Source organism: Pseudomonas sp. Root329 (assembly GCF_001424925.1).
GTDB classification, from domain to species: Bacteria; Pseudomonadota; Gammaproteobacteria; order Pseudomonadales; family Pseudomonadaceae; genus Aquipseudomonas; species Aquipseudomonas arabinosi.
Window position 1 is genome coordinate 386,629 of the sequence record NZ_LMCV01000001.1, and the last position, 12,046, is coordinate 398,674.

A 12,046-nucleotide genomic window follows, 5' to 3' on the forward strand; every position below is an offset into this window, starting at 1 on the left:
TCGCCATGAGCGCCATTGAATCTGCTTTTTTGAATCTGGCTTACCCTCCGCAGCTCGATCTGGGGCCGCAGCTCACGCACGAACAATTGCTCAGCTCAATGCAGTCGACGATGGCGCGCCACAAGGGCGGGCCGGTGTGGCTGTTCGCTTACGGTTCGCTGATCTGGCGTCCCGAATGTGCAGCGGTGGAACGAGTGCGTGGTCGTGTACATGGCTACCATCGTGGTTTGTATTTGTGGTCCCACGAACATCGCGGCACACCCGAAGTGCCTGGGCTGGTATTCGGCCTGGATCGCGGTGGTTCTTGCAGCGGCTTCGCCTATCGCTTGCCTGAAGAACAACTTGAAGCCTCTCTTTACGCACTTTGGCAGCGCGAAATGCCATTTCCGTCCTATCGCCCACACTGGCTCAACTGCCGTCTTGAAGACGGAAGTCAGGTTCAGGCTTTGGGGTTTGTATTGGAGCGGCATCTGCCCAGCTATGCGGGCAACTTGCCGGATCACGTGCTGAGCCACGTGTTCGAAAACGCTTGCGGGCGTTACGGCACTACTCGCGATTATGTCGAGCAGACCGCCCACGCCCTGCGTAGCCACGCCATGCCAGACCGGAATCTGGAGGCGCGGCTCAAGCGCTGCAAATCAAAGGCCGATCAGGCGATTGCTTCGCGGCTCTGACTGGCGACGTTTTTGTGGCCCAGCGTGGGCGCGAGGAACGCCATCGCCAGCAGGCAGGCAACGACCAACAGAATGAAACCGCCATCCCAGCCGAAATAGTCCACGGTGTAACCCATCAAAGCACTGGCCGCGACTGAACCACCCAGATAGCCGAACAGACCGGTAAAGCCTGCGGCAGTACCGGCGGCTTTCTTCGGCACCAACTCCAGCGCCTGCAAGCCGACCAGCATCACCGGGCCGTAGATCAGGAAGCCGATGGCGAACAGCGAAATCATGTCGATCATCGGGTTGCCCGGCGGATTCAGCCAGTACACGATCGTCGCAACGGTCACCAACGCCATGAACACCATGCCGGTCAGGCCACGGTTGCCACGGAAGATTTTGTCCGACATCCAGCCGCACAACAACGTGCCCGGAATACCGGCCCACTCGTACAGGAAGTAAGCCCACGACGTCTTGTCGAAATCGAAGTGCTTGACCTCTTTGAGGTAGGTCGGCGCCCAGTCGAGGATGCCGTAGCGCAGCAGGTAGACGAAGACGTTGGCCAGGGCGATGAACCAGAGCATTTTGTTGCGCAGCACGTATTTGACGAAGATGTCCTTGGCGCTGAATTCCTCTTCGTGGCTGGCGTCGTAACCGTCCGGGTAATCGTTTTTGTATTTCTCGATCGGAGGTAGGCCGGTCGATTGCGGTGTATCACGCATCACAATGAAGGCAAACACGGCGACCAGAAGCGCTACGGCGGCGGGTACGTAGAACTTGCTGTGCCAGTCGTTGAACCAGCCCATGCCGAGAATCGCCAGTGGGCCGATCAAACCGCCGCCCACGTTGTGTGCGGTGTTCCACACCGACACCACCTGGCCGCGTTCTTTCTGCGACCACCAATGCACCATGGTCCGCCCGCTCGGTGGCCAGCCCATGCCTTGCGCCCAGCCGTTGATGAACAACAGGATGAACATCATGGTCACGCTGGACGTTGCCCAAGGTGCGAAACCGAACACGAACATGACCCCGGCGGAAACTACCAGGCCAAAGGGCAGGAAGTAACGCGGGTTGGAGCGGTCGGACACGATGCCCATCAAAAACTTGGACAGACCGTAGGCGATTGCAATCGCCGACATGGCCACGCCCAGTTGACCCTTTGTGTAGCCTTGGGCAATCAGGTCCGGGAACGCCAGGGTGAAGTTCTTGCGCAGCAGGTAGTAACCCGCATACCCAATGAATATCCCGGCGAAGATCTGCCAGCGAAGGCGTTTGTACGTGTCATCAATTTTTTCGTCAGGCAATGGAGCCTGATGTGCGGCAGGACGAAAGAAAGCAAACATTCAAGAGCTCCAGATTTCTTGTTTTGACTGCGGATGCGAATGTTACAGTTTCGTTACCGAAAATAGCACCGGTTCGCATCGGCCAAATAGCGGAAATGCTGGAGATTGCATGTTCTTTTATGAACATGTCGCTCAGGTATAAATGTAGGGCGTTGTGGGAATGGCGGAACCGGGTCGCAGGGCTGCGTCCCGGTTTGGGTCAAGCAGTTCAGGTAAACAATCAGCGAACTTGAACCACCACTTTCCCGACCGCTTTGCGCTGGCCAAGATCATTGATCGCCTGTGCCGCATTGCTCAGTGGATACACCTGCGACACCAACGGCTTCAACTTGCCCTCGGCAAACCAGCCAAACAATTGCTGGAAGTTCGCCGCGTTGTCTTGAGGCTGGCGCTGGGCGAACGAGCCCCAGAACACGCCGACCACCGCTGCACCTTTGAGTAGCGCAAGATTGACCGGCAATTCAGGGATGCGACCGCTGGCAAAACCCACCACCAGCAGACGGCCGTTCCACGCGATGGCTCGGATGGCCTGGTCGAACAGGTCGCCGCCCACCGGGTCGTAGATCACATCGGCGCCCTGGCCATCGGTCAGGCGCTTGATTTCGTCCTTGAGGCTGGTTTCGCTGTAGTTGATCAGCTCATCGGCGCCGGCAGCCTTGGCCACGGCGAGTTTTTCGGCACTGCTGGCGGCGGCGATCACGCGGGCGCCCATGGCTTTGCCGATTTCCACGGCGGCCAGACCAACACCGCCGGAAGCACCGAGTACCAGCAAGGTTTCACCCGGTTGCAGGTTGCCCCGTTGCTTGAGCGCGTGCATCGAAGTGCCGTAGGTCATGCTGAACGCGGCGGCGGTGTTGAAGTCCATCGATGGCGGGATGGGCAGCACGTTGTAGCCCGGCACCGCGACTTGTTCGGCGAAACTGCCCCAACCGGTCAGCGCCATGACCCGGTCGCCGACCTTGAGGTGGCTGACCTTTTCGCCCACCGCGCTGACCACGCCTGCCGCTTCGCCACCCGGGGAAAACGGGAAGGGCGGTTTGAACTGATATTTACCCTCGATGATCAGCGTGTCCGGGAAATTCACCCCGGCGGCGTGCACGTCCAGCAGGATTTCATTCTTCTTCGCGACAGGACTGGCGACGTCTTCCAGCACCAGCGATTCGGCAGGGCCGAAGGCTTTGCACAGCACGGCTTTCATCAGGGCTATTCCTTTGGGAGTGATGGCCGATAAGTGTAGGTGTGTGAGTCGATGGGTCAACGAGCATGCCCGGCCCTGATAGTCAGCCATAAGCTTGTGCTTGAGCGGCGGGTCGTTATGCTAGGCCGCAAACCGGATAAGGAGCGAATTGTGAAAGCGTGGATCATGTTGTTGCTGGCCCTGTCTCTGCCTGTGGCAGCGATGGCCGAAGAAGCCAAAGAAGGTGCAGCTCCGAAGGTCAATTACATCACCCTGAGCCCGCCGTTCGTGGGCAACTACGGGTTGGACGGGACGCCGAAGCTCAAGGTCTACAAGGCCGATGTGGCATTGCGAGTGACCGGTGATGAGGCGACCAAACTGGTGAAAGCCAATGAGCCGTTGATTCGTAATCAACTGGTGGCGCTGTTTGCCCAGCAGACCACTGAAGCGATGAACAACGTCGAGGCCAAGGAAAAGCTGCGTCAGGAAGCCCTGAAGCAGACCCAGCAAATCATGAGCGACGAAACCGGTAGCCCGGTGGTTGAGGATCTGTTGTTCAACAACCTGATTATTCAATAAGTCCTTCGCTGTCCGGGCGGACCTCTTCGCGAGCAAGCCCGCTCCCACATTAGTCCTGTGTTGGATGCAAAACTTGCAACCACTGGAGATCAAATGTGGGAGCGGGCTTGCTCGCGAAAGCATTGATGCAGTCACTGCAAGGCTTAAGCCCGTAATGCAATCACCGCCGCCCACTGCTCGGCCGTCACCGGCATCACCGACAGTCGCGAGCCTTTCTGCACCAGCGGCATCTCGGCCAGCGCGGTCTGCTGTTTCAGATAATCCAGCTTAAGCACGTTTTGAAACGTCTCGACATGCGCGACATCGATCGCGCTCCAGGCGTTTTTCTCTGCCGTGGCCTTCGGATCGTAATAATGACTCTCCGGCTCCAGCGCCGTCGGGTCCGGATACGCGGCTTCGACGATCTTTCCGATACCGGCGATCCCCGGTTCGGGGCAGCTGGAGTGATAGAAGAAAAACTCGTCGCCCACGGCCATGGCCCGCAGAAAATTACGTGCCTGGTAGTTGCGAACCCCGTCCCAGCGCGCTGTGCCAAGCGCCTCCAGGCCCTTGATCGAGAGCTCGTCGGGCTCGGATTTCATCAGCCAATAAGCCATGGTTTTTGCTCCTTGCGAGGTGAGTGGGCAAGTTGTCGGGGAATTTTATGACAAACCGACGGTCGGTTGACGCCAGCGTTTGCGTGTCGGTTCACGTTGCCGCAAAATGCCGGCCTTCTAAGCTTGACGCTGCTGCACGGCCTACACCTACAACGGAAACCGCTGCTGTCATCGTGTTGATGTGCCTTTGGGGGGCAATCGATGAAACGCAAACCGGATTTACTATGGATTTTGGTTATTTTGTTCGGCCTCGGCGTCGTGACCACCGGCTATGCCCAAAGCCTGTGGAGCAACAAGACCGACGCTCCGATCGAAATCGCGCAACAACAACAGCCGTCGGCCTTCAAACGCTGAAACTGTCTTCGGACGCCGCTGATTCCAGTGGCGTCTAGCCGGCGAAATACCACGCCTTGTCTGTCACCGTTCCCTGTAACGGCACATCCCAGCTCGCTTGAGCCAATCGTTCGACCTTCTGACATTCATGGGCCAGCCCCAATAGCGTCGGCTTGCGCCAGTTTTTACGTCGCGCCAGGTACGCCAGGCTTCGATCATAGAAACCACCGCCCATGCCCAGGCGTCCACCGACATCGTCAAATCCCACCAATGGCAACAGGACGAGATCGAGCGCCCAGACTTTGCGTTGTCGGGCGAGGTTGTGCCGGGGTTCGAGAATACGAAAGCGGTTGGGTTTGAGTTTTTCGCCGGGGCGAATTCGCTGGAACACCATTTTGGTTCGTGGCCAGGCGCTGAGCACCGGCAGATAAGTCGCCTTGCCCCGACGTTGAGCGGCACGCAGCAAAACCCGCGGATCGATTTCACCGTCGGTAGGCAGATACAGAGAGATATGTTTTGCGCGGCGAAACAGCGGTTGCTGGGCCAATTGCTTGTACAGCCCGCGAGCGGCCTGGCGTTGCTGACTGGGAGTCAGTGCGCGGCGGGCCTTGCGCAGCATGCGTCGAAGTTGCGGGCGGGGCAGCAGCGCAGGTTCGGTCATGGATTCGGGCTTCAGAAGGGCAAGTACATAAAGCGTACCCGTAAAAAAGCCGATGCCGGTAATTAAACCGGCATCGGACTGGAATCAGGCTCCCCGGATGTACCGCTGTCGACTTAGCCCTTGAACCCGAAAGTTCAAGGTGGAAGATGCAGTAGGCTTTAAGGCTTTCCGTCTAGCGGACATGCACACCAGCCCAACGTGCAACCTCCAGGGTATAGCAAATCGGCTCAGGGACATCGCCAACTGGCAAGCACCCCAGGGAGTGATGCGAGTATACCCCAAGCGGTTTCGCGTTTCAGCCCTTGGTGACGTCCGGATCGGTTGCGAGCACCAGATCGACGCGATCCAGCAGGTCGCGAACCTGCTCGCGGGTCGAGCCGCTGGCCTGTACATCCGGGCGTTCTTCCTTGTGCAGAAGATCGTGAGTGATGTTCAGGGCGGCCATCACGGCGATGCGGTCGGCACCGATGACTTTGCCGCTGCTGCGGATTTCGCGCATTTTGCCGTCCAGGTAACGGGCGGCGCTCACCAGATTGCTGCGCTCTTCCTGGGGGCAGATGATCGAATATTCTTTATCGAGGATCTGCACGGTAACGCTATTGCTTGAACTCATGAGTCTTGCTCCAGGGCCTTGAGGCGCGAAATCATTGATTCGACCTTACGCCGGGCGATTTCGTTCTTTTCAATGAGGTGAGCGCGTTCCTCGCGCCAGGTCTTTTCCTGAGCTAATAGGAGTCCGTTTTGACTCTTTAGTTGCTCGACTCGGCTAATTAGCAGCTCAAGTCTGGCCATCAGCGCTTGCAGGTCGGTGTCTTCCATTGTTTCCACTGAATTGTGTCTGATGAGTGGCAGGGTCTGCACCCTGGCTGGCGGACAGCCTTTAATAGTCTTGGCGAGTCTGTCGATGTAGGATACAAGGCCTTCATTCTAGACATAGCGCCGTCTGGCGCCTAGCTGCCCATGCCCATTCAGAATTCCCCGTACCAAGCCTTCGCCAAACTGCTGACTTCCAGCGGTCATAATGTCTCGCCTGCCGAACTGCATGGCCTGCTGCTCGGCCGCAGTTGCGCCGGTGCCGGCTTCAATGCAGAAGAATGGTTGATCGATGCCGCCGAGCTGCTCGAAAGCGAGCCGCAGGATAATGTCCGCAACGCCTTGATCGGCTTGCAGGAGATGGTCAAGGGCGAGCTCACCGGCGACGACGTGACCGTCGTTCTGCTGCTGCCGACCGATGACGAGCCACTGGCCGACCGTGCCGCCGCACTGGGCCAATGGTGCCAGGGCTTCCTCAGCGGTTTCGGCCTGAACTGCCGTGACAGCAGCATGCTGAGCACCGAGGCCACCGAAGTACTTCAGGACCTGGCGGCTATTTCACAGGTGCAAGACGCCCTGGAAGAGTCCGACGACGGCGAAAGCGATTACATGGAAGTGATGGAGTACCTGCGCGTCGCGCCGCTGCTGCTGTTCACCGAAAACAAAAAGCCGGACGCGCCGGCTGCCGCCAAACCGTCGTTGCATTAATCGCGTGCCAGGGAAAGCCATCTGCCCATGATTCATATCCCGAAATCGGAATACAGCCGTCGCCGCAAGGCCTTGATGGCGCAGATGGAACCCAACAGCATCGCCATCCTGCCCGCCGCCGCCGTTGCGATCCGCAACCGCGACGTCGAGCATGTCTACCGTCAAGACAGCGACTTCCAGTACCTCAGCGGTTTTCCCGAGCCTCAGGCGGTCATCGTTTTGATGCCCGGGCGTTTACATGGCGAATACATACTGTTCTGCCGTGAACGCAATGCCGAGCGAGAGTTGTGGGACGGCCTGCGCGCCGGGCAGGAAGGCGCGATTCGCGACTTTGGCGCCGACGACGCCTTCCCCATCACCGACATCGACGACATTTTGCCGGGCCTGATCGAAGGTCGCGACCGGGTGTATTCGGCCATGGGCAGCAACCCGGAATTCGACCGGCACCTGATGGACTGGATCAACGTGATCCGCTCTAAAGCGCACCTCGGCGCCCAGCCGCCGAACGAATTCGTTGCCCTGGATCATCTGCTTCATGACATGCGCCTGTATAAATCGGCGGCAGAAGTGAAAGTGATGCGCGAAGCCGCACGGATTTCCGCCCAGGCGCACATCCGCGCGATGCAGGCCGGCCGGGCCGGGTTGCATGAGTTCAGCCTCGAAGCCGAGCTCGACTACGAGTTCCGCAAGGGCGGGGCGAAAATGCCCGCGTACGGTTCGATCGTCGCCGCTGGGCGCAACAGCTGCATCCTGCATTACCAGCAGAATGACGCGGTGCTCAAGGACGGCGACCTGGTGCTGATCGATGCTGGTTGCGAGATCGACTGCTACGCCAGCGACATCACCCGCACCTGGCCGGTCAACGGTAAGTATTCAGCGGAACAGAAGGCGATCTACGAGTTGGTACTGGCGTCGCAAGAAGCCGCGTTTGCGGAAATCGCCCCGGACAAACACTGGAATCAGGCCCACGAAGCCACGGTCCGGGTGATTACTGCCGGGTTGGTGAAGTTGGGCTTGTTGCAGGGCGACGTCGACGAGTTGATCGCCAGCGAAGCCTATAAAGCGTTTTACATGCACCGCGCCGGCCACTGGCTGGGCATGGATGTGCATGATGTCGGCGAATACAAGGTCGGCGGCGAATGGCGTGTATTGGAAGTCGGCATGGCGCTGACCGTGGAACCCGGCATCTACATTGCCCCGGGCAACCAGAACGTAGCGAAGAAATGGCGCGGCATTGGCGTGCGCATCGAGGACGACGTAGTGGTCACCAAAACCGGCTGTGAAATCCTGACCAAAGGCGTACCGAAAACGGTCGCCGAGATCGAGGCCTTGATGGCCGCCGCGCGGACACAAGCGGCATGAGTCGAGTCAATCTGGCAATCATCGGTGGTGGTTTGGTCGGCGCCAGCCTGGCGTTGGCACTGCAGGCCGGAGCCAAGGCTCGTGGCTGGAAGATCGTGCTGATCGAACCGTTCGCCCCCGGCGATACTTATCAACCGAGCTACGACGCCCGTTCTTCTGCGTTGTCCTACGGCGCCAAGCAGATTTATCAACGGTTGGGCGTGTGGCAGGAAATCTCCCGCCGCGCCGAGCCGATCAAACAGATTCATGTCTCCGACCGTGGACGCTTCTCCACCGCGCGATTGTCGGCGATGGAAGAGGGCGTTCCGGCGCTGGGTTATGTCGTGGAAAACGCCTGGCTCGGCCAATGCCTCTGGCAGGGGCTGGACAGGGACGTGATCAGCTGGCGTTGCCCGGCGGAAGTCACGCGCATGGAGCCGCTGATCGATGGCTATCGCCTGACCCTCAACGACGAAACCACTCTGGAATGCGATCTTGCGGTACTCGCCGATGGCGGCCGTTCCGGTCTGCGTGAACAACTGGGGATCGGCATCAAAAAGCGCCCGTACAACCAGAGCGCGTTGATTGCCAACATCACACCGAGTGAAGCGCACAACGGCATGGCCTTCGAGCGTTTCACCGATGACGGGCCGATGGCCTTGTTGCCGTTGCCGGAAAACCGCTGCGCACTGGTCTGGACTCGATTGGGCATGGACGCGCAACGGCTGGCGGCCCTCGATGAAAAAAGCTTCCTCAGCGAGTTGCAAGGCGTGTTCGGTTATCGCCTCGGCACTTTGAAGCAGGTTGGCGCGCGGCATTTGTACCCGCTGACATTGATCGAGGCCGAAGAGCAGGTGCGTCCGCATCTGGCGATTCTCGGCAATGCTGCCCACAGCCTGCACCCGATTGCAGGGCAAGGTTTCAACCTGTCCTTGCGTGATGCTCAAGCGTTGGCCGATGCGTTGTTGACCAGCGAAACATCTCCCGGAGACTTTGCGACCTTGCAGGCTTACCGCGAGCGTCAGCGTCTGGATCAGAACCTGACCGTGGGCTTCTCCGATCAGGTCACCCGTTTGTTCGGCAGCACTCAACCGTTGGTTTCCCTGGGCCGTAACATCGGTCTGCTCGGTCTCGATCTGTTGCCGCCGGCCAAACGCTGGTTCGCGCGACAGGCCATGGGTTTGGGTACGCGTCCCGATGCTTGAGTGGCGGTCGGAAAATTCCTTTATAGGCGGCTCAAGCCGCAAGCGAGACAGGCTTAAAGCATGGAAATGCGCGCAGATCTGCTGATTGTCGGGGCCGGAATGGTCGGCAGCGCCCTGGCGCTGGCGTTGCAGGACAGCGGGCTGGAAGTCCTGCTGCTGGACGGCAGCCCCCTGAGCGTCAAACCCTTCGATGCCCAGGCTTCGTTCGAGCCGCGAGTGAGCGCCTTATCGACTGCCAGCCAGCGGATTCTTGAACGTCTGGGCGTTTGGGACGGCATCGCCAATCGGCGCAGCAGCCCTTACACCGACATGCACGTTTGGGACGGCAGCGGCACCGGGCAGATTCATTTCTCGGCGGCCAGTGTGCATGCCGACGTGCTGGGGCATATCGTTGAGAACCGCGTGGTTCAAGACGCCTTGCTCGACCGTTTGCACGACTGCGACCTCGGAATGCTGGCCAATGCGCGTCTGGAACAGATGCGTCGCTCCGGCGACGACTGGCTGCTGACCCTGGCCGATGGCCGCACCTTGCGTGCACCTTTGGTGATCGCAGCGGATGGCGCTAATTCCGCTGTTCGGCGTCTGACCGGCATGGCCACGCGCGAGTGGGACTACATGCACCACGCGATTGTCACCAGCGTGCGCAGCGCCAAACCTCATCAACTGACCGCGTGGCAGCGCTTCACCGATAACGGTCCATTGGCGTTTCTGCCGCTGGAACGTGACGGTCAGCAGGATTGGTGTTCGATCGTCTGGTCAACCACGCCGAGCGAAGCCGAACGCCTGATGGCGCTGGACGACGAAGGTTTCTGTAAAGAGCTGGAGCGGGCCTTCGAAGGTCGACTCGGCACAGTGCACAGCGCCGATCCGCGTCTGTGCGTACCGCTGCGGCAGCGTCATGCCAAGCGTTATGTGGCTGAAGGTTTGGCGTTGATCGGCGATGCGGCGCACACCATTCACCCGCTGGCCGGGCAGGGCGTGAACCTCGGTTTCCTCGATGCCGCCGTGCTGGCCGAAGTGCTGTTGCAAGCGGCGACGCGTGGCGAGCGTCTGGCGGATGTGAAAGTGCTCAGCCGTTACGAACGTCGGCGCATGCCTCACAACCTGGCGTTGATGGCGGCGATGGAGGGTTTCGAGCGTCTGTTCCAGGCTGATCCATTGCCGGTGCGCTGGTTGCGCAATGCCGGGTTAAAGGTGGTCGACCAGATGCCCGAGGCCAAGGCGCTGTTCGTGCGTGAGGCGCTGGGGTTGACCGGGGATTTGCCGGCGCTCGCCAAGGCCTGACATCTTCATTGCGGCTGATGGCCTCTTCGCGAGCAAGCCCGCTCCCACATGGGAATGCATTTCAACTGTGGGAGCGGGCTTGCTCGCGAAGACGTCGGTACATCCACCACACATCCCAACCTGTGCAACATCTGGTAACTCCTCCGCAAACTGTTCGATTGAGAAGCTAAATGTGAGTCCATATCATTTGGCTTCAATTTTTCAATCGAGAGATCGCTCCCATGCTGGTACCGAAGCGTCTACTGACCGCACTCGCCCTGACCCTGATTGGCAGCACCGCAGCCCAGGCCGCTGACGAGGTGGTGGTTTACTCCTCGCGTATCGACGAGCTGATCAAGCCGGTCTTCGATGCCTACACCGCGAAAACCGGCGTGCAGGTGAAGTTCATCACCGACAAGGAAGCGCCGCTGATGCAGCGGATCAAGGCCGAGGGCGAAAACGCCACCGCGGACCTGCTGCTGACCGTCGATGCCGGCAACCTCTGGCAGGCCGAGCAAATGGGCATCCTGCAACCGTTCACTTCCAAGGTGATCGACGCCAACATCCCGCTGCAATACCGCTCATCCGCCCATGCCTGGACTGGCCTGAGCCTGCGGGCGCGGACCATCGCTTACTCCACCGATCGGGTGAAACCCGGTGAGTTGACCACCTACGAAGGTCTGGCCGACAAAAACTGGGAAGGCCGCCTGTGCCTGCGCACAGCGAAAAAGGTCTACAACCAGTCCCTGACCGCCACCATGATCGAAGTCCATGGCGCCGACAAAACCGAGAAGATTCTCAAGGGCTGGGTGAGTAACCTGTCCACCGACGTGTTCTCGGATGACATCGCGGTGCTGGAAGCCATCAACGCGGGTCAATGCGACGTCGGTATCGTCAACACGTACTACTACGGTCGCCTGCACAAGCAGAAGCCTGATCTGGCGGTGAAGCTGTTCTGGCCGAACCAGGGCGACCGTGGCGTGCACGTGAACCTGTCGGGCATCGGCCTGACTAAACACGCTCCGCACCCGGAAGCGGCCAAGGCCTTGGTGGAATGGATGACCACGCCTGAAGCGCAGAAGATCTTCGCTGACGTGAACCAGGAATTCCCGGCGAACCCTGCCGTTCAGCCGTCTGCAGAAGTGGCGAGCTGGGGCAAGTTTGTCGCCGATACCTTGCCTGTGGAAATTGCCGGTAAGCGTCAGGCTGAAGCGATTCGGATGATGGATCGGGCGGGTTGGAACTGAGTCTGTCGCTTTAAAGATCAAAAGATCGCAGCCTGCGGCAGCTCCTACGTTGGGATGATATTCACCCTGTAGGAGCTGCCGCAGGCTGCGATCTTTTTTGCGTTTAACGTACATTTCGTTGATT

14 protein-coding genes and 1 other RNA gene are annotated in these 12,046 nt (G+C 59.4%); 8 read left to right on the forward strand and 7 right to left on the reverse strand.

Going from position 1 to position 12,046, the window contains the following annotated elements:
* The first annotated feature begins 5 nt into the window (after window positions 1-5).
* Window positions 6-674: a gamma-glutamylcyclotransferase gene (locus ASC74_RS01790; protein ID WP_046045120.1), complete on the forward strand. Its 669-nt coding sequence runs from the start codon at window positions 6-8 to the stop codon at window positions 672-674.
* On the opposite strand, the gene glpT is transcribed toward ASC74_RS01790, so the two are convergent.
* Together glpT and ASC74_RS01800 are read right to left on the reverse strand one after the other, a co-directional pair.
* Entirely contained in the window at window positions 650-1,999 is a 1,350-nt protein-coding gene (gene glpT, locus ASC74_RS01795) for a glycerol-3-phosphate transporter (protein ID WP_056738787.1), read from the reverse strand. The two genes, ASC74_RS01790 and glpT, sit on opposite strands and share 25 nt — an antisense overlap.
* A 220-nt stretch (window positions 2,000-2,219) precedes the next feature.
* Window positions 2,220-3,197 (reverse strand): NADPH:quinone oxidoreductase family protein, encoded by a 978-nt coding sequence (locus tag ASC74_RS01800; RefSeq protein ID WP_007899393.1) that lies wholly within the window; start codon window positions 3,195-3,197, stop codon window positions 2,220-2,222.
* A 150-nt stretch (window positions 3,198-3,347) separates the two neighbouring features.
* Here ASC74_RS01800 and ASC74_RS01805 point away from each other — a divergent pair, with 150 nt between their 5' ends.
* Window positions 3,348-3,755 carry a flagellar basal body-associated protein FliL gene (locus ASC74_RS01805; RefSeq protein WP_033053388.1) on the forward strand — a complete coding sequence of 136 codons (408 nt, stop codon included), beginning with the start codon at window positions 3,348-3,350 and terminating at the stop codon, window positions 3,753-3,755.
* Window positions 3,756-3,898: 143 nt separating this feature from the next.
* Here ASC74_RS01805 and ASC74_RS01810 read toward each other — a convergent pair whose 3' ends face one another.
* Entirely contained in the window at window positions 3,899-4,351 is a 453-nt protein-coding gene (locus ASC74_RS01810; RefSeq protein ID WP_056738788.1) for an EVE domain-containing protein, read from the reverse strand.
* Between the two features lie 201 nt (window positions 4,352-4,552).
* On the opposite strand from ASC74_RS01810, the gene ASC74_RS31795 reads away from it, so the two are divergent.
* Window positions 4,553-4,705: a hypothetical protein gene (locus ASC74_RS31795; RefSeq protein ID WP_008024268.1), complete on the forward strand. Its 153-nt coding sequence runs from the start codon at window positions 4,553-4,555 to the stop codon at window positions 4,703-4,705.
* Between the two features lie 34 nt (window positions 4,706-4,739).
* Here ASC74_RS31795 and ASC74_RS01815 read toward each other — a convergent pair whose 3' ends face one another.
* The 4 genes from ASC74_RS01815 to ASC74_RS01825 form a co-directional block, all read right to left on the reverse strand.
* On the reverse strand, window positions 4,740-5,345 hold the full coding sequence (locus ASC74_RS01815; RefSeq protein WP_046045124.1) for a 5-formyltetrahydrofolate cyclo-ligase: 606 nt from the start codon (window positions 5,343-5,345) through the stop codon (window positions 4,740-4,742).
* An 86-nt stretch (window positions 5,346-5,431) separates the two neighbouring features.
* Window positions 5,432-5,610: non-coding RNA, 6S RNA (ssrS, locus tag ASC74_RS30700), on the reverse strand.
* A gap of 30 nt (window positions 5,611-5,640) precedes the next feature.
* Window positions 5,641-5,958: a cell division protein ZapA gene (locus ASC74_RS01820; protein ID WP_007942435.1), complete on the reverse strand. Its 318-nt coding sequence runs from the start codon at window positions 5,956-5,958 to the stop codon at window positions 5,641-5,643.
* A complete protein-coding gene (locus ASC74_RS01825; RefSeq protein ID WP_007942437.1) occupies window positions 5,955-6,164 on the reverse strand; it encodes a TIGR02449 family protein in 210 nt (69 codons plus the stop codon). Before ASC74_RS01825 ends, ASC74_RS01820 begins: the two co-directional genes overlap by 4 nt.
* 141 nt (window positions 6,165-6,305) lie before the next feature.
* Between ASC74_RS01825 and ASC74_RS01830 the strand changes: the two genes are divergently transcribed.
* The 5 genes from ASC74_RS01830 to ASC74_RS01850 all read left to right on the forward strand — a co-directional run bounded on the left by ASC74_RS01830 (window position 6,306) and on the right by ASC74_RS01850 (window position 11,922).
* Window positions 6,306-6,866 carry a YecA/YgfB family protein gene (locus ASC74_RS01830; protein WP_056738790.1) on the forward strand — a complete coding sequence of 187 codons (561 nt, stop codon included), beginning with the start codon at window positions 6,306-6,308 and terminating at the stop codon, window positions 6,864-6,866.
* Window positions 6,867-6,893: 27 nt separating this feature from the next.
* Window positions 6,894-8,228: a Xaa-Pro aminopeptidase gene (gene pepP / locus ASC74_RS01835; protein ID WP_056738792.1), complete on the forward strand. Its 1,335-nt coding sequence runs from the start codon at window positions 6,894-6,896 to the stop codon at window positions 8,226-8,228.
* On the forward strand, window positions 8,225-9,412 hold the full coding sequence (gene ubiH / locus ASC74_RS01840) for a 2-octaprenyl-6-methoxyphenyl hydroxylase (protein WP_056738794.1): 1,188 nt from the start codon (window positions 8,225-8,227) through the stop codon (window positions 9,410-9,412). The genes pepP and ubiH overlap by 4 nt, the downstream gene beginning before the upstream one ends.
* 66 nt (window positions 9,413-9,478) lie before the next feature.
* Window positions 9,479-10,696: a 2-octaprenyl-3-methyl-6-methoxy-1,4-benzoquinol hydroxylase gene (locus ASC74_RS01845; protein WP_177338825.1), complete on the forward strand. Its 1,218-nt coding sequence runs from the start codon at window positions 9,479-9,481 to the stop codon at window positions 10,694-10,696.
* Window positions 10,697-10,917: 221 nt separating this feature from the next.
* Window positions 10,918-11,922, forward strand: coding sequence for an extracellular solute-binding protein (locus ASC74_RS01850; RefSeq protein WP_046053772.1), 1,005 nt, complete (start codon window positions 10,918-10,920; stop codon window positions 11,920-11,922).
* The last annotated feature ends 124 nt before the right edge of the window (window positions 11,923-12,046 follow it).

What these genes read in the sequence shown, in the direction of transcription:
- ASC74_RS01790 (WP_046045120.1), top strand. Translation starts at nt 6, where the DNA reads ATGAGCGCCATTGAATCTGCTTTTTTGAATCTGGCTTACCCTCCGCAG.
- glpT (WP_056738787.1), bottom strand. Translation starts at nt 1,999, where the DNA reads ATGTTTGCTTTCTTTCGTCCTGCCGCACATCAGGCTCCATTGCCTGAC.
- ASC74_RS01800 (WP_007899393.1), bottom strand. Translation starts at nt 3,197, where the DNA reads ATGAAAGCCGTGCTGTGCAAAGCCTTCGGCCCTGCCGAATCGCTGGTG.
- ASC74_RS01810 (WP_056738788.1), bottom strand. Translation starts at nt 4,351, where the DNA reads ATGGCTTATTGGCTGATGAAATCCGAGCCCGACGAGCTCTCGATCAAG.
- ASC74_RS31795 (WP_008024268.1), top strand. Translation starts at nt 4,553, where the DNA reads ATGAAACGCAAACCGGATTTACTATGGATTTTGGTTATTTTGTTCGGC.
- ASC74_RS01815 (WP_046045124.1), bottom strand. Translation starts at nt 5,345, where the DNA reads ATGACCGAACCTGCGCTGCTGCCCCGCCCGCAACTTCGACGCATGCTG.
- ASC74_RS01820 (WP_007942435.1), bottom strand. Translation starts at nt 5,958, where the DNA reads ATGAGTTCAAGCAATAGCGTTACCGTGCAGATCCTCGATAAAGAATAT.
- ASC74_RS01825 (WP_007942437.1), bottom strand. Translation starts at nt 6,164, where the DNA reads ATGGAAGACACCGACCTGCAAGCGCTGATGGCCAGACTTGAGCTGCTA.
- ASC74_RS01830 (WP_056738790.1), top strand. Translation starts at nt 6,306, where the DNA reads ATGCCCATTCAGAATTCCCCGTACCAAGCCTTCGCCAAACTGCTGACT.
- pepP (WP_056738792.1), top strand. Translation starts at nt 6,894, where the DNA reads ATGATTCATATCCCGAAATCGGAATACAGCCGTCGCCGCAAGGCCTTG.
- ubiH (WP_056738794.1), top strand. Translation starts at nt 8,225, where the DNA reads ATGAGTCGAGTCAATCTGGCAATCATCGGTGGTGGTTTGGTCGGCGCC.
- ASC74_RS01845 (WP_177338825.1), top strand. Translation starts at nt 9,479, where the DNA reads ATGCGCGCAGATCTGCTGATTGTCGGGGCCGGAATGGTCGGCAGCGCC.
- ASC74_RS01850 (WP_046053772.1), top strand. Translation starts at nt 10,918, where the DNA reads ATGCTGGTACCGAAGCGTCTACTGACCGCACTCGCCCTGACCCTGATT.